The 20,173-nt window shown below is 69.1% G+C and carries 21 protein-coding genes and 1 tRNA gene; 8 read left to right on the plus strand and 14 right to left on the minus strand.

What is annotated here, in order from left to right:
* Positions 1–2 precede the first annotated feature (2 nt).
* Together D571_RS0105700 and D571_RS0105705 are read left to right on the plus strand one after the other, a co-directional pair.
* Complete coding sequence (locus D571_RS0105700) at positions 3–1,718, plus strand: ATPase domain-containing protein (RefSeq protein ID WP_018935717.1); 1,716 nt, start codon at positions 3–5, stop codon at positions 1,716–1,718.
* A complete protein-coding gene (locus D571_RS0105705; RefSeq protein WP_018935718.1) occupies positions 1,715–2,026 on the plus strand; it encodes a circadian clock KaiB family protein in 312 nt (103 codons plus the stop codon). The genes D571_RS0105700 and D571_RS0105705 overlap by 4 nt, the downstream gene beginning before the upstream one ends.
* Before the next feature lie 8 nt (positions 2,027–2,034).
* Here D571_RS0105705 and D571_RS0105710 read toward each other — a convergent pair.
* A tRNA-Arg gene (locus D571_RS0105710) sits at positions 2,035–2,111 on the minus strand.
* Between the two features lie 104 nt (positions 2,112–2,215).
* On the opposite strand from D571_RS0105710, the gene D571_RS0105715 reads away from it, so the two are divergent.
* Positions 2,216–2,545 carry a hypothetical protein gene (locus tag D571_RS0105715; RefSeq protein ID WP_018935719.1) on the plus strand — a complete coding sequence of 110 codons (330 nt, stop codon included), beginning with the start codon at positions 2,216–2,218 and terminating at the stop codon, positions 2,543–2,545.
* Positions 2,546–2,598: 53 nt separating this feature from the next.
* Here the strand turns inward: D571_RS0105715 and D571_RS0105720 are convergent, their stop codons facing one another.
* Positions 2,599–3,297, minus strand: a complete 699-nt coding sequence (locus D571_RS0105720; RefSeq protein ID WP_018935720.1) for an arylesterase — start codon at positions 3,295–3,297, stop codon at positions 2,599–2,601.
* On the opposite strand from D571_RS0105720, the gene D571_RS0105725 reads away from it, so the two are divergent.
* Positions 3,296–4,006 carry an ABC transporter ATP-binding protein gene (locus D571_RS0105725; protein ID WP_018935721.1) on the plus strand — a complete coding sequence of 237 codons (711 nt, stop codon included), beginning with the start codon at positions 3,296–3,298 and terminating at the stop codon, positions 4,004–4,006. The genes D571_RS0105720 and D571_RS0105725 overlap by 2 nt on opposite strands.
* Positions 4,003–6,522: an ABC transporter permease gene (locus D571_RS0105730; RefSeq protein WP_018935722.1), complete on the plus strand. Its 2,520-nt coding sequence runs from the start codon at positions 4,003–4,005 to the stop codon at positions 6,520–6,522. Before D571_RS0105725 ends, D571_RS0105730 begins: the two co-directional genes overlap by 4 nt.
* A gap of 9 nt (positions 6,523–6,531) precedes the next feature.
* On the opposite strand, the gene D571_RS0105735 is transcribed toward D571_RS0105730, so the two are convergent.
* On the minus strand, positions 6,532–7,410 hold the full coding sequence (locus D571_RS0105735) for an undecaprenyl-diphosphate phosphatase (protein ID WP_018935723.1): 879 nt from the start codon (positions 7,408–7,410) through the stop codon (positions 6,532–6,534).
* A 101-nt stretch (positions 7,411–7,511) separates the two neighbouring features.
* Between D571_RS0105735 and D571_RS0105740 the strand changes: the two genes are divergently transcribed.
* Positions 7,512–9,224, plus strand: coding sequence for an ExeM/NucH family extracellular endonuclease (locus D571_RS0105740; protein WP_018935724.1), 1,713 nt, complete (start codon positions 7,512–7,514; stop codon positions 9,222–9,224).
* A gap of 8 nt (positions 9,225–9,232) precedes the next feature.
* Here D571_RS0105740 and D571_RS0105745 read toward each other — a convergent pair whose 3' ends face one another.
* From D571_RS0105745 to D571_RS0105785, 9 genes are all read right to left on the minus strand, one after another.
* The gene (locus tag D571_RS0105745; RefSeq protein WP_018935725.1) at positions 9,233–10,132 is read right to left on the minus strand and encodes a mechanosensitive ion channel family protein; all 900 of its coding nucleotides are present in this window, start codon (positions 10,130–10,132) and stop codon (positions 9,233–9,235) included.
* A gap of 8 nt (positions 10,133–10,140) precedes the next feature.
* Positions 10,141–10,953 (minus strand): hypothetical protein, encoded by an 813-nt coding sequence (locus tag D571_RS0105750; RefSeq protein ID WP_018935726.1) that lies wholly within the window; start codon positions 10,951–10,953, stop codon positions 10,141–10,143.
* 93 nt (positions 10,954–11,046) lie between these two features.
* Positions 11,047–12,126 (minus strand): PA0069 family radical SAM protein, encoded by a 1,080-nt coding sequence (locus tag D571_RS0105755; protein WP_018935727.1) that lies wholly within the window; start codon positions 12,124–12,126, stop codon positions 11,047–11,049.
* Positions 12,116–12,496, minus strand: a complete 381-nt coding sequence (locus D571_RS0105760) for a DUF1992 domain-containing protein (RefSeq protein WP_018935728.1) — start codon at positions 12,494–12,496, stop codon at positions 12,116–12,118. Before D571_RS0105760 ends, D571_RS0105755 begins: the two co-directional genes overlap by 11 nt.
* Positions 12,497–12,500: 4 nt before the next feature.
* Positions 12,501–12,986, minus strand: coding sequence for a hypothetical protein (locus D571_RS0105765; protein WP_026287617.1), 486 nt, complete (start codon positions 12,984–12,986; stop codon positions 12,501–12,503).
* A 101-nt stretch (positions 12,987–13,087) separates the two neighbouring features.
* Positions 13,088–14,122: a dihydroorotase gene (pyrC, locus tag D571_RS0105770; protein ID WP_018935730.1), complete on the minus strand. Its 1,035-nt coding sequence runs from the start codon at positions 14,120–14,122 to the stop codon at positions 13,088–13,090.
* Between the two features lie 12 nt (positions 14,123–14,134).
* On the minus strand, positions 14,135–14,401 hold the full coding sequence (locus tag D571_RS0105775; RefSeq protein ID WP_026287618.1) for a DUF167 domain-containing protein: 267 nt from the start codon (positions 14,399–14,401) through the stop codon (positions 14,135–14,137).
* Positions 14,402–14,407: 6 nt separating this feature from the next.
* The gene (locus tag D571_RS0105780; RefSeq protein WP_018935732.1) at positions 14,408–15,154 is read right to left on the minus strand and encodes a class I SAM-dependent methyltransferase; all 747 of its coding nucleotides are present in this window, start codon (positions 15,152–15,154) and stop codon (positions 14,408–14,410) included.
* Positions 15,155–15,228: 74 nt separating this feature from the next.
* Positions 15,229–18,462, minus strand: a complete 3,234-nt coding sequence (locus D571_RS0105785) for a putative bifunctional diguanylate cyclase/phosphodiesterase (protein ID WP_369773855.1) — start codon at positions 18,460–18,462, stop codon at positions 15,229–15,231.
* 345 nt (positions 18,463–18,807) lie between these two features.
* Here D571_RS0105785 and D571_RS0105790 point away from each other — a divergent pair, with 345 nt between their 5' ends.
* Positions 18,808–19,032, plus strand: coding sequence for a hypothetical protein (locus D571_RS0105790; RefSeq protein WP_018935734.1), 225 nt, complete (start codon positions 18,808–18,810; stop codon positions 19,030–19,032).
* Positions 19,033–19,048: 16 nt separating this feature from the next.
* Positions 19,049–19,252: a hypothetical protein gene (locus D571_RS0105795; protein WP_018935735.1), complete on the plus strand. Its 204-nt coding sequence runs from the start codon at positions 19,049–19,051 to the stop codon at positions 19,250–19,252.
* Positions 19,253–19,341: 89 nt separating this feature from the next.
* On the opposite strand, the gene D571_RS0105800 is transcribed toward D571_RS0105795, so the two are convergent.
* Positions 19,342–19,671 (minus strand): non-heme iron oxygenase ferredoxin subunit, encoded by a 330-nt coding sequence (locus D571_RS0105800; protein ID WP_018935736.1) that lies wholly within the window; start codon positions 19,669–19,671, stop codon positions 19,342–19,344.
* Between the two features lie 41 nt (positions 19,672–19,712).
* Positions 19,713–20,081, minus strand: a complete 369-nt coding sequence (locus D571_RS0105805; protein WP_018935737.1) for a hypothetical protein — start codon at positions 20,079–20,081, stop codon at positions 19,713–19,715.
* Between the last annotated feature and the right edge of the window lie 92 nt (positions 20,082–20,173).

Genomic DNA, 20,173 nt, shown 5'->3' on the forward strand with positions numbered 1-20,173 from the left:
GCATGGACCGACCCGAAAACACACTGCAAAAGTTCGAAACCGGCATCGCCGGGCTCGACCGTGCCACTCGCGGCGGCCTGCCCAAAGGCCAGGCGACGCTTGTCCTCGGCCAACCCGCCGCCGGCAAGACCATCCTGTGTCTGCAGATCCTGGCCCGAGCGGTGGAACGGGGTGAACGCGGCGTTTTCGTGACCTTCGAGGAATCGCCCGAGCAGGTTCGCCGCGACGCCGCCTCGTTTACCTGGGGCGCTGACCTGCTGGAGTCCGAGCGTTGGCAGCTGATTGACGCAGGCCCGCATCCAGGGGCCGAGGCGGCCGGCGAATTCGACATCGGAGGCTTGCTGAGTGCCGTCACAGCCGCGGCCGGCAGCAATGCAGGCTGGGTGATCTTCGACGGCATCGACCAGCTCCTGCAGCTCCAGCCAACCCCGCGTGCCGCCATCGAGCAGATCCGCCGGATCAACGATCACTGCGAGACCCACGGTCAGGCGGTGCTGATCACCGGCAAGGCACGGAGTGACAGCCCGGCACCGGCCTGGCTGGAAGGGATCGAGTTCCTGCTGTCGTCGAGCCTGCTGCTCTCCGCGCGCGTGGTCCAGCAGAAGCTCAACCGCTCACTGCGCGTTACCAAGTATCGGGGCAGCGACCATGTCGCCGACGAGATGCCGATGCTCATCGATGGCGAGGGCATCCAGCTCCCCTACCACGAGGCCCTTCCGATCGGTCAGCCAGCGGCCGGCAGCGAACGGCTGAACACCGGCATCCCGCGTCTGGACAGCCTCCTGGGTGGCGGCATCCATCGCGGTTCCAGCCTGCTGATCTCCGGGCGCCCGGGGACCGCCAAGAGCACCCTGGCCGGAACCTTCGCAGAGACCCGGGCACGCGAGGGCGAACGCGTGCTGTACATCAGCTTTGACGAGCTGGAAACGGCCTATGTCCGCAATCTGGCATCGGTGGGCATCGACCTGGCCAGCCCGGTCGCCAGCGGGACCGTCCGGTTTCAGGACTTTTCCGCCTACGCCTCGAGCGTCACCGAACACTTCCTCGCATTGCGACGCCTGATCGACGGTTTCGCTCCCGACTGCCTGATCATCGATCCGGTCTCCGCCTTGCTGAAAGCCAGTGCCACCGAAGGCGCCCATCTGGCGACCGAACAGCTGAGCGATCTGGCCCGGCGACGCGGCATCACCACCGTTCTGACCGCACTGAGCGGTGTAGAGGGCCCGGAGGGAGAAGCCACCCTGGGCTATGTCTCCACGTTGGCCGATACCTGGATTGTCGTCGGTTACAACGAACGCGGGGGCGAACGTAACCGGTCGCTGTCCATCGTGAAATCGCGCGGTTCGGCTCACTCCAATCAGCAGCGCGAACTGATCCTGTCCGACAGCGGACTGGACCTCGCGGATGTTTACGCATCCGGCTCGGAGGTGCTGATGGGGACGGCGCGCGCGATGAAGGAACGCGAGAATCAGGAGCGGGAGCGCCAGCGACAGCTGGAGCGCGAGCGCCGGCGTCTGGACCTGGAACAGCGCATCCTGCAGGCGGAGGCAGAACGACAGCGTCTGGAGGCCGAACGCGACCACCTGGATCGGACAAGCGGCGAGACCGATCGTCTGGAACACGATTATCACGAAGAAATCCGCCGCCGCCGGGACCCGGATCACGATCCGGAACCCTTCAAAGAAGGTCAGCATGCCGACGGAGGAAAACAGCATTGAACGAGAATCAGGACCATGGCGAAGCCTCCATCCCCGTGCTGACCCTCTTCGTAACCGGATCGGCACCCCGCTCGCAGCGCGCGCGGGCCAACCTCGCCCGAATGCTTGAGCAAATCGGCCGCTCCGACCTGCAACCTCAGGAGGTCGATCTTCTAGAACACCCCCAACAGGGCATCACCCAGTCGGTGTTCGCCACCCCCTCGCTGCTGAAGACCGACGCGAATGGCGAAGTCTCGGTGCTCTACGGGGACCTGTCGGAGGAGGAACAGCTGCGGCGATTCCTCGCCGAACTGCAAACCAATACGTAAACCGAAAATGGCGTCCCCGGCAGGATTCGAACCTGCGACCTACCCCTTAGGAGGGGGTTGCTCTGTCCAGCTGAGCTACGGAGACGCGGGCGGGAATCCGGATTATACGCGCGGCTGGCGGCATGTCGAAAACGCCCCGCCGCTGGCCGCGGGGTGGCGCACCGCGCGCCGGCGAACTAATGTACGGGCATGGCAAAGCTGAACTCCGAGCAAGCCGGGCGGCTGATCGATCTGCTGTGCCCCCTGGTGGGCGTGCGCGGCGAGGTTGACGGTCGCGTGGTGGAACTGATCGACATCCTCGACGAGGGACCCGGCGGTCAGCCCGGAATCGCACTGATGGATGCCGGCGTGGACCGCAGCATTCAGACCAACCAGTACGGCGATCCGCTGTCCCGCCAGTCCCGCGTGCGCACGCTGCCCCTGCTGAGCGAGGTGGAACCGGACCTGCATCCGGTGCTGCGCGCCCTGCTCCCGGACGACGTCCTCCGGCGCTGTCGCGAGGAGCTCGCCGACGACTGAGCGCCGTGCCGCTGCAGCCCGGATCGCTCTTCAGCCCGTCATTCTGGCATCCGTCACTCTCCCGCCCGCTCGGCCGTCGCCGCCTCCACCTGCTCCAGCAACGGCTCGAGTTCCGGCCATACGTTGTCCAGCAGCTGCGGCTGGGCCTCGGCCGACGGATGGATCCCGTCGTCGTGCATCATCACCTCGTCGTCGGCCACCCCGTCCAGAAAGAACGGCTCGAAGGCCAGCTCGCGTTCTTTCGCCAGCTCGCGGAACACCGCCTCGAAGCGGTCCGTATACTGGGGACCGTAGTTGGGCGGGATGCGGATGCCCAGCAACAGGGTCTGCGCGCCCGCGGCGTCGATGGCATCCAGCATGGCCTCGAGGTTCTCGCGCATGGCGGCGGGCGCCAGCCCGCGCAGGCCATCATTGCCGCCCAGCTCGAGGATGACGATGTCCGGCTCGACGCGTTCCAGTTCGTCCGGGAGGCGCTGACGGCCGCCGGCCGTGGTCTCGCCGCTGATCGAGGCGTTGTGCACCCGCCAGTGGCCATCGCGCGCCTCCAGGCGCTCTTCCAGCAGGGCCACCCAGCCTTCGGACTCGTCCATCCCCCAGGCGGCACTGAGCGAATCGCCGAACACAAGCAGGCGATGGGTGTCGTCCTCCGGGGCCTTGTGGGCAGAATTCTCCGCCGGCGGGGAATTCGCGGCGAGCGGAAGACTCAACAGCAGGGCAAGACACCCAACGATCAGCAACGGGAAACGCGACATGGATGCATCCTCGCAAGCAGTACTGGAAGCCACGGACCTGCGCCAGCGAGTGGAGGGGCCCAGCGGCACGCTGGACATCCTTCGCGGCGTGTCCCTGGCGGTCAACCCGGGCGAGACGGTCGCCATCCTCGGCGCCTCCGGCTCGGGCAAGTCGACCCTTCTGGGTCTCCTCGCGGGTCTTGACGCCCCCAGTGGCGGAGAAGTTCGACTGCTGGGCCAGACCATCAGCGAACTGGACGAGGACGGCCGCGCGGCCCTGCGCGCCGGAAGGGTCGGTTTCGTGTTCCAGTCGTTTCAGCTGCTGCCGGCCCTGACCGCACTGGAAAACGCCCTCCTGCCGCTGGAGCTCAACCCGGAACACGCGCAGCAGCCGGCCGCGGAGCTGACCCGCCGCGCCCACGAGGCACTGGAGCGCGTGGGGCTGACCGAGCGCGCGCGCCACTATCCGCACCAGCTCTCCGGCGGCGAACAGCAGCGCGTCGCGATCGCGCGCGCGATCGTCGACCGGCCGGCCATCCTGTTCGCCGACGAGCCCACCGGCAACCTCGACGGGCGCACCGGCGAACGCATCATCGAACACCTGTTCGCCCTCACCGACGATCCCGAACCCGGCCACGTCCCCGCTGCCCTGCTGCTGGTCACCCACGACCCCGAACTGGCGCAGCGCTGCGACCGCATCATCCGCATCCAGGACGGGGTTCTGGCATGAGTCCGGCGGCCGGACTGCATCATCCGCTGCGCCAGCTGCGGGGATGGCTGCGGGGCACCCGTCAGGAGTGGCGTTCGGCCGAGTTGCGGGTACTGGCCGCTGCCCTGGTGGTGGCGGTGGCCGCGGTGGCCGCGGTGGGCTTTTTCACCGACCGCGTCGACCGCGGCATGGCCGACGAGGCGGCCTCCCTGCTGGGCGGGGACCTGTCGGTGGTCGCGCGCGACCCGATCCCCGACGAGTGGGTGGAACAGGCCCGCGAGCGGGGACTGGAACAGGTGCGCACGGCCGCCCTGCCCTCGGTGCTGTTCGGTGCGGAGGACCGCTCGCGACTGAGTTCCCTGCGCGCGGTGGATCCCGACTGGCCGCTGGTGGGCGAGGCCCGCATCCGCGATGCCGAGGGCCGGGAACGGGCCGTCACCGAGGGACCGGAGTCCGGCGAGGCCTGGCTGGAGAGCAGCCTGCTGAACGACCTCGGTCTGGAACCGGGGGGTACGGTCACCGTCGGACACCGGGACCTGGAGATTACCGCGGTCCTGACCCTGGAACCCGACCGCGGCAGTGCGCTCACCGATCTCGCACCGCGGCTGCTGCTCGCCTACCAGGACCTGGAATCGACCGAACTGATCGGCCCCGGCAGCCGCGTGCGTTACCAGTTCCACCTGCGCGGGGCAGACAGCGCGGTGGCCGGGTTCGAACAGTGGCTGGAACCGCGTCTGGAGGCCGGACAGCGCATCCAGGGCCTGGAGGATGCCGATCCGGAGCTGCGCGCGGCGATCGAGCGCGCCGAGCGTTTCCTCGGCCTGGCGTCGCTGATGGCCGTGCTGCTGGCCGGGGCCGCGATCGCGGTGGCGGCACACCACTTTGCCCAGCGCCGCGCCGACTCGGCGGCGATCATGCGCGCCCTGGGCGCCAGCGCACGGCGGGTGCTGGCGGTGTATTTCGGGCGTGTGCTGCTGGTTGCCCTGATCGCCTCGCTGATCGGGCTGGCCATCGGCTTCGCCGCGCAGTTCGTGCTCGCCGCCCTGCTGGGCGACTGGCTGGACGCCGATCTGCCCCCGCCAGGCCTGCGACCGGTGGTGGCCGGGCTGGGCGTCGGCCTGATCACCGCCGCCGGCTTCGCCCTGCCGGCGATGCTGCGCATCGGGCAGATCCCGCCGCTGCGGGTACTGCGCCGCGACATCGGCCTGCCGTCGGCCTCGGTGTGGCTGTCGGGCGGGCTGGCGGTGGCGGCCTTCGGCGCCCTGCTGTGGTGGCAGGCGGCCGATGCGCAGCTCGCCCTGTGGGTCCTGCTGGGCACCGCCGGGGCCCTGCTGATCCTCGGCCTGCTGGGGGCGGCCCTGGTGCTGGCGGTACGCCCGCTGCGTGACCGCGGCGGCATCGCGCTGCGTTTCGGTCTGGCCAATCTGGCGCGGCGCGGCGGGCTGAGCGCGGTGCAGCTGGTGGCCTTCAGCGTGGGCATCCTCGCGCTGTTGCTGCTGGCGATCGTGCGCGTCGACCTGCTGGAGGCCTGGGATGCCAGCATCCCCGAGGACGCGCCCAACCACTTCTACGTGAACATCCAGCCGGGGGAACAGGACCGGCTGGCCGACCGCATGGAAGAGGCCGGGCTGGAACGGCCGCAGATGGACCCGATGATCCGCGGCCGACTGGTTGCCATCAACGACCTGCCGGTGGGGCCCGAGGACTTCGACGACGAGCGCACCCGACGCCTGCTGGACCGCGAGTTCAACCTGTCCTACGCGGAACAGCCACCGGAGCACAACCCGGTGGTGGAAGGCTACTGGACCCTTGACCAGCCGGATTCCGACGGGCTCTCGGTGGAGGCCGGGCTGATGGAACGCCTGGGGCTGGAACTGGGCGACAGCCTGACCTTCCGCATCGGCGGGCGCGCGGTGCGCGGGACCATCACGAACGTGCGCGAGGTGAACTGGGACAGCTTCCGGGTGAACTTCTTCGTCACCGGTGCCCCGGCCCTGCTGGACCAGCAGCCGCGCACCTATATCACCGCGTTCCGCCTGCCGGAGGACATGCACGACGCCCAGAGCCGCTGGCTGCGCGATTTCCCGGCGGTCACCGCGATCGATGTCAGCGCGATCCTGGAGCGCGTGCGCGACATCATCGAACAGGCCACGCGCGCGGTCGAATACGTGTTCCTCTTCACCCTGGTGGCCGGGCTGACGGTGCTGTTCGCCGCGGTCCAGGCGACCCGCGACGTCCGCCGGCGCGAGGCCGCACTGCTGCGCACCCTGGGTGCTCGGCGCCGCGACATCCGTAACGCGCTGCTGGCCGAGTTCGGGACCCTGGGCTTTCTCGCCGGGCTGCTGGCGGCGATCATCGCCACCGCGATCGGGGCCCTGCTGGCCTGGCAGGTGTTCGACTTCGACTACCGCATCAACCCGATGACGTTCGTCTACGGGATCGGCGGCGGCACCCTCGGCATCGCGCTGGCCGGCTGGCTCGGCACCCGGCGGGTGCTGGATCAGGCCCCGCTCACGGTGCTGCGCGGGCCGGAGTGACGCGATGGTTCAGTGGCCGTACATCACGCCGGTGTCGAGGAAGCCGAACAGCACGAGGAAGGCCAGGATCCACACGTAGATGGAGAACACCTTCAGGCTGGAGCGATAGAGGAAGAACAGCACCATCTTCAGCGACACCACGCCGACCACCGCGGAGACCACGAACCCGGTGATCAGCGCGGACCATGAGAGATCGCCCAGGCCGTCGTGGTTGAACACGTCCAGCGACTGCACGGCGGTGGCCGCGAGGATGGTCGGGATCGCGAGGAAGAAGCTGTATTCCGCCGCCCAGCGCCGCTTGAGCCCGCTGAACAGGCCGAACACGATGGTCATGCCACTGCGGCTGAGCCCGGGCACGAGGGCAAAGCCCTGGGCCACGCCGATCACCGTCGCGATGCGCGGGTTCAGCTTGCGCAGCCCCAGCGGGCGCCGGCTCAGGCGGTCGGTCCACCACAGCAGCACGCCGGTCAGGGTCAGGGTCCCGGCGATCAGCACCGGGTTGGCGAACACCTGCTCGAAGGCCGCCTTGAGGGTAAAGCCCACCGCGGCGGTCGCGACCACCGACAGCACGCACAGCATCCCGAGACGGAAATACAGCATCTCGCGCCGCGCCTCGCCGCGCCGCGCGGCCCACTGCCAGCTCTCGCGCAGGATGCCGCCGGAGAGCTGCCACAGGCTGCGGCGAAACACATAGACGATCGACACCAGCGTGCCCACATGCACCACCAGATCGAACAGGATCATCTCCGGGCTCTCCGGCGGCGGCAGTTCGTGGCCCTGGCCGATCAGCCAGTGCTGGGTGAGCACCAGGTGCGCGGTTGAACTCACCGGCACGAACATGAAAATACCCTGTACGATCCCCAGCAGGGTCGCGATCCAGATCGCCATGGCCGTTCGCTCTTGTCCGCGGGCGGGAAAGGCGCCGCAGTATACGGAAATCACACGACGAAATCGCCGGGCGCCGTCACACGCCCGCCAGGGAAGAAACCATGCATGCACCGACCCGCCACACCCCGCGCGCCGTGCGGAACCCTCGCGCCGCCACCGCCGCCCTCATCCTGCTGCTGGCCCCGGCCCTGCCGGGGGCGGCCACCGCCGACTGCCCCGCCCCGCCGATCGACGACCGCGTGGCCCTCGACGAACTGCGCGCCGGCGCGGTGGACGAGGATCAACCCGTGGTCGCCGAGGGCACGGTCAGCGGCGTGTTCCAGGACGAGGACGCGCTGGGTGGGTTCTATCTGCAGGACGACGCGACCAACCCGCCCAGCGGACTGTTCGTGTACGCCCCGGACCACGCCGACACCGACCTGCAGCCCGGCGACCGGGTGCAGGTCCATGCGCGTTTCGGCCGCCACCACGGCCGCCCGCAGCTGTCCCGGATGCAGGCACTGGAGCGCTGCCGGCGCGGCGAACCCCCGCAGGCCGTGACCCTGCGCCTGCCGGAAGACGCCGAACGGCTGGAGGCACTGGAAGACGTGCGCGTGCGTTTTGACCAGACCCTGACCGTCACCGCCAATCGCGAACTGGCGCGCTACGGCAGCCTGGACCTTGCCGCCGGCGGGCGCCTGCGCCACCCGGGCCAGACCGGGGAATTCGGCGATCCGGATGGCGGCGACGGCGATGGCAACGGGGATCGCCGCATCGTGCTGGACGACGGCAGCTACCGCGCCCGCCCCGACCCGGTGCCGTATCTGGACGACCACGGCACCCGCCGCGTCGGCAGTCGGGTGGACGGCCTGACCGGCATCCTGACCCACGCCTTCGACGCCCACCGCGTGCATCCGGTGTATCCGCCGCAATGGGAGGGCGGGGACCGCCCCGACCCACCACCCGAGCCCGGCGACGACACCCTGCGCATCGCCACCGCGAACCTGGAGAACGACTTTGTCACCCTGGGCGAGCGCGGCGCGCAGGACCCCGCCGAACGCGAACGCCAGACCGCCAAGCTGGACGCCCAGCTCGCGGGCCTGGCGATGGACATCCTCGCATTCGTGGAACTGGAGAACCGCCCCGCCGCCGGACGCGAGCTGCGCGAGCGGGTGGATGCCCTGGACGAGCGCACGCACATGCGCAAGGCCGCCCACCCCGACAGCGGGACCGATGCGATCCAGGTCGGCCTGCTCTACGACCGCGAGCGGGTGGAACTGCTGGACACCGCGGCCGACGGGGATGCGGTCCACCATCGCCCGCCGCTGCTGGGCTGGTTCCGTTCACGCGACGGCGGCGAACCCTTCGGCGTGGTGGCCGTGCACTTCAAGGCCAAGACCGGCTGTCCGGAGCACGGCGACATCGACCGCGGTCAGGGCTGCTGGAACCAGCGCCGCACCGAGCAGGCCGAGCGCCTGGCGGAGTGGATCGCCCGGCAGCGCGAGGCCAGACCGGACGACCCGCCGGTGATCATCGCCGGCGATCTCAACAGCTACGCCGCCGAAGACCCGCTGGCCGCCCTGCGCGCGGCCGGCAAGGAGGACCTGGTGGCCACGGATCCGGAGACCATCCACACCTACGTGTTCCGCGGCCGCTCGGGGCAGCTGGACTACCTGCTCGGCCCGGAGGCGCTGGCCGCGCGGGTCGTGGCCGCCGACACCTGGGCGGTGAACGCCGACGAACCCGTGTTCCTCGGCTTCGACGGCGCGCATCCGGCCGACGGCCCCTGGCGCGCCTCCGACCATGACCCGGTGTGGCTCGACCTGCGCCCGTAGGCCGCCGGTCAACTATTACCGGGGGTATTGTCCACCGGCGGGACCTCGGGCCCGGACGCCGGCTCGTCGCCGGAGACCACGCGCACCGGGAAGGGGGCGCCGGTCAGCGAACCCAGGGTGCGCTGCGGGAACGGGATCTCGATGCCGGCCTCGTCGAAGGCCTTCTTCACCGCGATGTGCATGCGATTGCGCAGGTCGAGGAAGTTTTCCCGCTTCGCCCAGACCGAGAACTGCAGTTTCAGTGCCGAGTCGCCGAATTCAAGGAAGATGAACAGCGGGCGCGGCTCCTCCAGACACAGCGGCTCGCGGTCGGCCACGTCCATCAGGATCTCGCGCACCCGCACGATGTCGGCGTGGTAGGCGACGCCGATCTGCATGTCCAGGCGCCGGATCGGGAAGCGCGTCAGGTTGGTCAGCTGCGACTTCACCAGGGTCTCGTTGGGTACCCGCACCATCAGGTTCTCGAAGGTACGCAGCTTGACCGACAGCATGTCGATGGACAGCACCTCGCCGGTCACGTCGCCCACCCGGACCACGTCGCCCACCGCGAACGGGCGCTCGCCGATCAGGAACAGGCCCGAGATCAGGTTGGAGGCCGAGGTCTGCGAGGCAAACCCGATGGCCACCGTCAGGATGCCCGCCGCCCCCAGCAGCACGGTCAGGTCGAAGCCCAGCTCGCGCAGGGCCGATACCCCGGCCAGCACCAGCACCAGGTAGAACCCGATGCGTCGCACCAGCATCGCCTGCTGGGCGTCCAGATGGCGTCCCGCGACCCGGATCAGGGTGCGCGACACCACCCGCGCGAGCAGCAGCCCCACCCCCAGATAGATCGCCGCACGGACCCACGCGAGCACCGCATCGGCGGTCATCAGCTCCACACTGCGCGCGATCCAGGAACCCTCTTCCATCTCGCCCCCTAATGGAACAGTGCGCTGAACGCGCGCAGGCTGAAGCGGCTGCCACCCGATTCACGCGGCTCGGCCACCCGCCGCGCGCGGGGCGACTCGGCCGGCGGCCCCTCGCCCAGCTTGACCTCGGCCAGGTCCCGTTCGGGCTCGTGCTGTACCCGCACCGCCGAGGTCCACAGGCGGCCGCGGGCATCCGCATACACCGGCAGGCGCGGCACCGGCAGCTTGATGCGCTCCAGCAGCAGGGTGTCGCCGGCGGCATTGTGCACCGTCAGCGGCGTCAGCACGCGATGGGCGCGCTCGGGCACGTCTTCGAGGGTCATGCGCGCCTGGGTGCGGCTGGCATAGCACAGCTCGCCCTCCACCGTGTTCGGGCCGAACCAGGTATCGGAGGCGGGATACGCGGGGAACTCGTGGAGCCGGGTCTCTCCCAGCCGCAGCTGCACCCAGGCGGGCGTGCTCACATACAGGGTGACCTCGCCGCCCGCGGGCACATGGAACGGCGCCTCCGGACGACTGACCACCGGCCGGTCGGCCAGAGCCACGGCCAGCGTGGCCGTCGCCCCGCCCGGGGTGCCGGCAAACCGTCGCTGCTCCGCCGGTTTCTCGGGCACCGGCTCGCGCGCCGGGATCTCGCGCCGGAAACCGCTTTCCTCCGGATCCCGCTCGCGGGCCAGCCACAGGTCCCACTCATCGGCGCAGCGTTTCAGCCACAGGTCCAGCGGCCCGATCGCCCAGTACCCGGTGGCCCCGGGCGGCAGCTCCACCGGCCCCCACCAGCCGGCATCCTCGCCGGAATTCGAATGTACGCGTACGCCCATGGGCTCTCCCTCCTCCGGGCCACTGTAGCGCGAAGAAGCGAGCCGCAGAAGCGACCCGCCGGCCCGACCACGCCCCGGCACCGGGGGAACAGCTCAGAACAGATCCAGCTGCCGGTCATCGGCCGGCTTCGCTGGCGCCGGCGGGCGGAATTGGGAGCAATCGAGATCCCCGGACCAGCGGTCCAGCCCGTGGCGGCGCCGCGCGAGGGCAAAGCGCTGGCCCAGCAGATCGGCCCACGCCCCGGAGCCCCGCATGCGCTGGCCAAAGCTGGAATCGTAGACCCGCCCGCCGTGCGCCTCGCGCAGGCGGGCCAGCACGTGTTCCGCCTTCAGCGGTTCGTGGGCCCGGAGCCACTCCTCGAACAGCCCCGCCACCTCGCGCGGCAGGCGCAGCAGTACGTAGTCGGCCGAGACCGCACCGGCCGCAGCCGCCGCCTCCAGCAGAGACTCGGTCTCGCCATCGGTCAACACCGGGATCAGCGGGGCCACCAGCACGCTCACCGGCACGCCCGCATCCGTCAGCCGCCGGATGGTCTCCAGGCGCCGCTGCGGGGCCGCCGCGCGCGGCTCCAGACGCCTGGACAGACCGCGATCGAGGCTGGTCAGGGACACCGCCACCTGCGCCAGTCCGGCGTGCCCCATCGGCCCCAGCAGATCGAGGTCGCGTTCCACCAGCGCCGACTTGGTGACGATGGACACCGGATGCGCGCTCTCCGCCAGCACCTCCAGCAGCTCGCGGGTGACCCGCCATTCCCGCTCCACCGGCTGGTAGGCATCGGTGTTGATGCCCAGCGCGACCGGTGACGGCCTGTAGTTGCGCGCACCCAGTTCGCGGCGCAGCACGGCCGCCGCGCCAGTCTTCACGTACAGCCGGCTCTCGAAGTCCAGTCCGGGCGACAGCCCCACATAGGCATGCGCCGGCCGCGCGAAACAGTACGCGCAGCCATGCTCGCAGCCCCGGTAGGGATTGATGGACAGGGTAAACGGGACGTCCGGGGAGTCGTTGCGCACCAGCAGGCTGCGCGGCGTCTCCGGGGTCACTTCGGTGCGCAGCGCCGGGGCGGGATCGTCGTCCCCGACCCAGCCGTCGTCCACGGGTTCGCGCTGCAGGGGTTCGTAGCGGGCGGCCGGCCGGCTGGCACTGCCACGGCCGCGCGGGGGCTCACTCGCCATCGAGCCTTGCGCACAGGGCCCGGAAATACCCGGACTCGGTGGCCAGGCCGGCATCGCCACCGCTGCGCCCGCGCTCGCGTGCCAGACGGTCCAGCAGCACGCGCAGACGCCGCGAATGGCGCTCCCGGCCCTCGGGCTCCTCGGCCTCGCGCAGCAGGGCCTCGACCGAGGCGATCTCGCCGCGCAGCCGGACTTCTTCCGGCACGTAGCCGGCGTTCTTCATGATGCGAAACGCCATGCGCATGTCTTCCGGCACGTCGCGGTCGTCATCCAGCTGCAGCGGCCGCCCGGCACCGGGCAGATCGTCGAACTCCCCGCGCCGCGCGGCATCGGCCAGCTGCGCCTCGATCTGCGCCTCGCTCAGAAGCATCGCGTTACACGGCACCGCCCTGCTGGGCCACCGGGAGCATCCACAGGGTCAGCGACAGCAGGATCGCGGTCAGGCTCACGCCAAAGATCGGCAGCATCATCACGCCGGCCAGCGGCTCGCGCCGGAACAGCCGGATGCCCATGCCGCCCAGGCTGATCGCCCAGCCCACGGCGACGAAGAACGAGAGCGCGTTGATCTCCCAGGTCCACAGTACGATCAGCGCGAGCGGCAGGCCCAGGTTGAGCACGACCAGTCCCATCTCCTGGGAGCCCGCGGCCTTGCCGGCCGACAGGGCGTAGGCATAGGCAGCCCAGATCATCATCAGGCCGAAGCCCAGGGCACCGGCCGCAGGCGACTCCAGCGGGGCGCGCAGGATGGCCGCGCCCGCCGGCTCCAGCTGCATGCCCAGCCCGATGATGGCCGCGGCCACGCCCAGGCTGATCAGCAGCCAGAACCAGAGGGTTCCGCGCTGTACTTCAGGTTCGGTCACACTGTCACGCACGTTGACTCCTTGCGAAAACGCATTGAAAGGTTCTGGTCGGAGAGACCGCGCCAACCGTCTCGTGGTTCAAACCCGGGGCGGCGCGGGCTTCACTCGGCCACGCGCCAGGCGATGGTCTCGCCGGCCCGCAGAGGCACGCCCGGATCGTGGCCGAACAGCACCGCCTCGGGCACCGTCCATTCCGCACGCTCGAGGGTGATGGTGTCGTTGTTGCGCGGCATGCCATAAAAATCGGCACCATGATGGCTCGCGAACCCCTCCAGCCGATACAGCGCACCCGCGGCGGCGAAGGCCTCGGCATACAGTTCGATGGCCGCATGTGCCGAATAGATCCCGGCGCAACCGCAATCCGACTCCTTGGCGTGGCGCGGATGCGGTGCGGAATCGGTCCCGAGGAAGAAGCGCGGATGCCCGCTGGTCGCCGCACGCAGCAGCGCCTCGCGGTGGCGCTCGCGCTTGAGGATTGGCAGGCAGAAATGATGCGGCCGCATGCCGCCGGCAAACAGTGCGTTACGGTTGTACAGCAGGTGCTGCGGGGTGATGGTCGCGCCGACGTTGTCCGGCGCGGACTCCACGAAGGACACCGCTGCCTCGGTGGTCACGTGTTCCAGCACGATGCGCAGCCCGGGGAAATCGCGCACCAGGCCCTGCAGGTGGCGTTCGATGAACACCGCCTCGCGGTCGAAGATGTCCACGTCCGGGTCGGTCACCTCGCCGTGGATCAGCAGCGGCAGCCCGGCCCGCTCCATCGCCTCGAACACCGGATAGCAGCGGCGGATGTCAGTGACCCCGCTGGCGGAATGCGTGGTGGCCCCCGCCGGATACAGCTTGACCGCATGGACAAAGCCCGACTGCCGCGCCGCATCGATCATCCCGGGCGTGGTCTCCTCGGTAAGATAGAGCGTCATCAGGGGCTCGAAATCGGCCCCGTCGGGCAGGGCCGCGAGGATGCGGTCGCGGTACGCGGCTGCTGCATCCACCGAGGTCACCGGGGGCTTGAGGTTCGGCATCACGATCGCCCGGCGAAAGCGCCGTACGGTGTCCGGCAGCACCGAGGCGAGGATGTCCCCGTCGCGCAGGTGCAGATGCCAGTCATCGGGGCGGGTCAGCGTCAGGCGTTCCATTGGTAATCCTTGTCATGCGCCGAAGTGTTGCTGGAGCCCGGTCACGCTCCAGCCGTCGATCTCCACGGTCTTGTCGCGGCCAGTCCTGCCGGCCACAACGCGCACCGCATCCACCGGAAGCCCGAGTTCACGCGCCAGCAGCTGCTCTACCGCGCGATTGGCCCGGCCCTTTTCGGGGGCGGCGCGGACCCGCAGCTTCAGGGCATCGCCCATCCAGCCGGCCACCGCATCTTGCCGGCTTCCGGGTGCCACGCGCAGTTTCAGGCGGGCCGAAGCCACGCCGGATCAGGCCGGTCGCGTGGCCATGTAAGCAGAGAAGACGCCCAGCTGCACGTCGCGGTGGACGTTCTCGAAGCCCACCGATTCGAGCGTCTCCATGATCTCTTCCGGGGGCACGCACTGGTCGATGGTCTCCCAGAAGTAACGCATCAGCGTATGCCCGTCGGGATCACGGGTCAGGACTCGACTGAGAAACGGGATGAAATCGCGGAAATAGAACCGCGCCATCGCCATCTGCCGCCGGGTGCGCGGGCGCGAGACCTCGAGGATGGTGCAGCGCCCGCCGGGCTTGAGCGCGCGGAAATATTCCCCGAAGGCCTCGCGCAGATCGCGTACGTGGCGCAGGCCGTAGCCCATGTACACGCGGTCGAACTGCTCGCTGGCGACCGGCAGATCCTCGGCCAGCCCCTGGATGAAGCGTGACCGGAGCTTGCCGCGCGCCACGTCGATCATGCCGCGCGACGGGTCCACACAGGTAATGCGCTCGTCGCCGGTGATCTTGCGGATCTCCTCGGCCACCGGGCCGGTGCCGGTGGCCACGTCCAGGACCTCCATTTCCGGCTGCAGACCGGACTGCTTCAGCGCATAGCGACGGTAGGCCTGACCGGTCCCGAGAAAGCCGAAGCGCAGGATGCGGTCATAGTAGGGCGCCGTACGGTCAAAAAGGTCGTCGACGAAAGCCCGTTTGTTGCTCTCGTCGCCGTAATAGTCCTTGAGTACGGGGTGCGGCTTGCGCTCCGGATCCGTTTCCATCGTCTCGATTCTCCCATGGGCCCGTCGGCGGGCCAGCCGGACAAGGCGCGCAGTGTACCAATTCCACCGGCGGCTCACCCCCCCTGTTCGGAGGAGGCGAGAACGTCGCGTTCGAAGTCCGCGGCTGCCAGCGGCCGGCTGGCGAAGTAGCCCTGGTAGTAATCACACCGCAGCGCACAGAGCGCCTCCAGCTGATCGGCGGTCTCCACCCCTTCGGCCACCACCGCCATCCCGAGGCCGTGGGCCATCGCGATGATGGCCGTGGTGATCGACCGGTCGTGCACGTCGTCCTCGGCCACCACGCCCGCCAGACCGTCGACGAAGCTCTTGTCGACCTTGAGCGTATCGACCGGGAAGCTCTTCAGCTGCGACAGCGAGGAATACCCGGTCCCGAAATCGTCCACGGCGAAATGCACTCCGCGGGCGCGCAGCGATTCCAGCACGCGACGCGCACGCAGCGGGTCCCCCATCAGTGCGGACTCGGTGATCTCCAGCTCCAGACACTCGGCGGGCAGGCCATATTCCTCCAGGGCCGCCTCCACCTGTTCGTCCAGCGCCATGCGCCGGAACTGCAACGGAGAGACATTCACCGCCAGTCGCACAGGTGGATGGCCCGCGTCCAGCCACGCCCGCCCCTGACGGATCACCCGCTGCAGCACCCAGGTGCCCAGCTCGACGATCAGACCGGTCTTTTCCGCCACCGGGATGAAACGTCCCGGCGACACCGCGCCCAGCTCCGGATCGTTCCAGCGGAGCAGGGCCTCCGCCCCGATCAGGCGGCCGGTGGCGATCTCGTACTGCGGCTGGTAGTGGACCTCCAGGTGGTCGTTCTCCATCGCGCGGCGCAGACGCGAGCTGAGGTCGATGCGTTCGCGAGCCGCCTCGGTATAGGCGTCCGAGTAGTAGCGATAGGAACCCCGCCCCTCTTCCTTCGCACGCGACAGCGCGGTCCCGGCCTGTTGCAGCAGAGCCTCGGCACCGGCGCCGTGATCCGGGAACAGCGCGATACCCACCGTGGCCACCACCTCAACCTCGACCCCGTTGCCGAGGTCGCAGGGCTCGGCCAGGTGGCGGATCATGGATTCGGCGATCATGCCGGCGTCGTCCGGGTGGGCCAGGTTGTCGACCACTACCGCGAACTCGTCGCCCGCCAGCCGTGCCACCGTGTCGGTCCCGCGCCGCTCGCGCTGCAGACGGATCGCCGCGGTGCGCAGCAGGGCATCGCCGGCGGCATGGCCGTGGCTGTCATTGACGTCCTTGAAGCGGTCGAGGTCCACGATCAGCAGCGCGAGGACGCCGTTGCGCCGGCGCATCAGCGAGATGCCATGGCCCAGACGCGCCAGCAACAAACGGCGGTTCGGCAGCTCGGTCAGCGGATCTCGGTGGGCCAGGTAGTCCAGCTCCTCTTCCGAGGCCTTGAGCCGCGAGATGTCGGCGAACACCGACACGTAGTGCGTGCGCCGGCCCTGCACATCATGGACCGCCGTGATGCTCTGCAGCTCCGGGAAAACCTCCCCGTTCTTGCGCCGGTTCCAGATCTCGCCCTGCCAGTGGCCGGATACCTCCAGCTGGCGGAACATCTCGTCGTAGAAATCCTGCCCGTGACGTCCGGACTGAAACATCTTCGGCGTGCGCCCCGCCACCTCGTCCTGGGTATAGCCCATCAGCTCGGTGAAGGCCCGGTTGACCGAAAGGATATGGGCACTGGCGTCGGTGATCATCACGCCCTCGCGGGTGTTTTCGAACACCACGGACGCCAGCCGCTGGCGTTCCTCCTCCTCGCGTCGACGGGTGATGTCCTCCATCGTGACCACCACCCGGTCCAGCCGGCCATCCCCGTGGCGCGTGCACTTCAACGACAGGTGCCCCACCATCACGCGGCCGTCGGCCCGCAGCAGGCGCTTTTCCACCTCGTAGCCATCGCGCTCGCCGGCCCGCATCGCGCGGTCCTGTTCGGCTCCCAGTGCGCGGTCCTCCGGCATGGCCAGCCGGTCCCAGTCCAGCCGGGTCAGCTCCTCGGACGAGTACCCCAGCATGTCCGCCAGGCACTGATTGACCCGCTCCCAGCCGCGGCCGCCCGGACCGGACACGGCCATGCCCACGAACGGCATGTCGAAGAACACGCGCAACAGACGGTCCTGCTCGGAATGCGACTGCAGCAACCGCAGGTTACGCTGCAGCCACTGCTGGCGACCGACCAGCGCCCCGGCCCCGGCCATCAGGACCCACACCATCAGCAGCGCCCCTCCGGTCCACAGGGCCTGATGATGGGCTGCGGCGACCAGTGCCGACCGGTCCCGCTTGATCACCACGTACCAGTCATCGCGGTCAAGCGCGTGCACCGCCGCCAGCCGGCCGCGTCCCGCACCGTCCGTCGGCGCCAGTTTCACCGCATCACCGGCCCGCTCCGGATGCAGATGCGCTTCCAGCAGCGTGAACTCCGCCGGCGGAGGGATACGTTCCGCAGCGCCGTCATCCAGCCGCATTACAACCGGAACGGCATCGCCATCGGTTTCCGTTGCATGGCGGATCAGATAGGTGACCATGTCCCCGTTGTCCACAGCAGCCGCGGCACCCAGCAGGGGGGCCACCTGCCCCAGATCGGTGGACAGAACCACCAGCGCCATCGGGCCGGCGGCGTGATCCCGATGGTCGTGCAGCGGGGCCGCCCAGTGCAGGCGGGGGCTGCCCTCCCCGTCGAGCTGGTCCACATGGCCCCGGCTGACCTCGCCGGTCGCCAGCGCTTCGTCGCGCGCCGCGCGTGCCGCCGGGCGCGCGTGGGAATCGTCCCCGCTGGACAGCAGGGTGCTTCCGTCGGTCTCCAGCACCGCCACCGAACGGTAGCCATAGGACGACCGGACCTGCTCCAGGCGTTGTTCCAGGATCTCCCGCACCAGCACCGATTCACCCTGCTGCAGCGACATCACGAAGGCGGTGAAACCACGCGCCTGAGCCAGAATGCGGGCGTCGCCCACCCGCTCGCCCATCCATCCGTCGACCACCCCGGCCTTGAGGAACGCGGTGGCGCGCAATTCCTCGCGCACCTGCTCCTCGGCACTGGCCTGTGCGACATGAAAGGTCCCGAAGGCCACGCCACCCACCGATACGGCCACCGCACCGGCCAGCGCCGCCCACAGCCAGGGCTGGCGGACTCGCTCGCGCGCCAGCAGCCGGCCCGCTCGCGAGCCACGCCGATCGGCGAGAAAGAGCATCGCCAGATACAACAGCGCCGCACTGACCCACACGAAACCCAGCCCCTTCAGCAGGCTGATCAGCGTCACCTGCTCGTCGAGCCCGAAGGACCACATGAACAGCAGGTCGGACAGCGCAACCCACAACGAGCCCGCCACCAGATAGCCGAGCACGACGAGTGCCGCGGGGCTGATTCGAAGGATCCGGGAACGCGAAAGGATCAACACCAGGCTCCGACTGGACGCGATGGCATGGAACGGGCCCCCGAAGGATTGAGAGAGACTGGTCCCCGAGCGACACACGCATGCCCCCACCGCAGTCCCACGCTGACAGAACGCGGGACAGCACAGACGGGGGCTGAAAAGCACGACGGGAACCGGTGGGAATTTTACTCCGAAAAAACTGTCCTATTATTGAGGTGGATCAAGTCCACAACGCGACCATCGCAAAAGGAGACGCCCATGGACGTCCGCAACGAGAACGGCATCGTCACGATCACCCTGGACAAGAAGACCGCCAGTTCGATCGCCGAAAACCTCACGGAACTCGACGGCGAGATCCGCAACGGGGCGCGCGCCCTGACGTCGGTACTGCAGCAGGCGGTTTACGAGCTGGAAAACGAATTCCGCCAGCCCCCGCACGCGTTTGACGAACACGCACCGCGCCAGCCGTCGATCGAAGACTGATTCAGGAGGTTCGACCATGCATCTCGACAAGGCCGAAAACGGAGAAATCGTCATCCACATGCCCGAGGCCGAGGCCGCGGACGCGCTGTACACCCTGCGCAGCCGGGCTGACGAGCTGGATGACTGCGAGGAACTTACCGAGGCCCTGGAGGCCGCCGGAGTTCCCATGCCGGAGCCTGAGGACCATCGGCGCTACGAGTACATGCCCCCGGTCGACTGAGCCGGCCGCCGGCATTCACCGGGAATTCACTGCGCGGGGCCGCGAACCCCGCGCATCCCTGATGCAGGATCAGCAGGAGAGCCCGGAGCTCAACCCTCGTCCTCGTGCGGACGGTCACCGACCTGGATCATCCCGTCCTGCACCCGCACCGGAAATGTGAGGACCGGGTCCTCGGCTGGCGGTGTCAGAGCCTCGCCGGTGTACAGGTCAAATGCGGCATCGTGCAGCGGGCAGTAGATACAGTCGTCGTCGATGGTGCCGCCGGCGAGCGGGAAGTCCTCGTGTGAACAGAGATTCTCCAGCGCGAAATAGCGACCATCGACGTTGAACACCGCCACCTCGATCTCCCCGGCCTCCAGCAGCCGGTGATCACCGGGCTCGATGGACCCCTCCGGCCCCACATCAATCCAGTCCGTCATATCCGATCCACCTGCTCGTTTGAAATCTGTACGGGCCGCGCTCACAGGCCGGCATTGGCGGCCGCCGTGGCCTCCTCATCGACCTCCAGCGAACGGCCGTCCTCCGGGCTGTACGAGAAGCGACCAACCAGCCGGACCTCTTCTCCCACCCGGTCGGCAACCGTCTGTTCGGGGCTGATCGCGACCCGGTTTTGCGGATCGTCCTCGATCCAGTAATGGCGCGGGTCCTCGAAGGTCTCGACGCGACCGGTGACCTCCACCATCTCGCCGTCGAAGTCGGCGGCGGCGCCGGCCAGCTGATCCAGGGTCACCTGCGACGTGGTTTCGCCACCGCAGCCCGCCAGCAGCACCATCCCGGCCAGTACGGCCGCCAGCCCGCGTCCCGCGTTGCGAATCCGTCCCGAATGCATCGTCATCTTCACCTGGGTTACGTTTGAGTTACAGGTTAACCGGCCGCAGGCCCCCGCGCGCGAAACCGCCGCCGGCACCGGGTTTCGCCGCT

This window comes from Thioalkalivibrio sp. ALJ24 (assembly GCF_000377785.1).
Classification (GTDB): domain Bacteria; phylum Pseudomonadota; class Gammaproteobacteria; order Ectothiorhodospirales; family Ectothiorhodospiraceae; genus Thioalkalivibrio.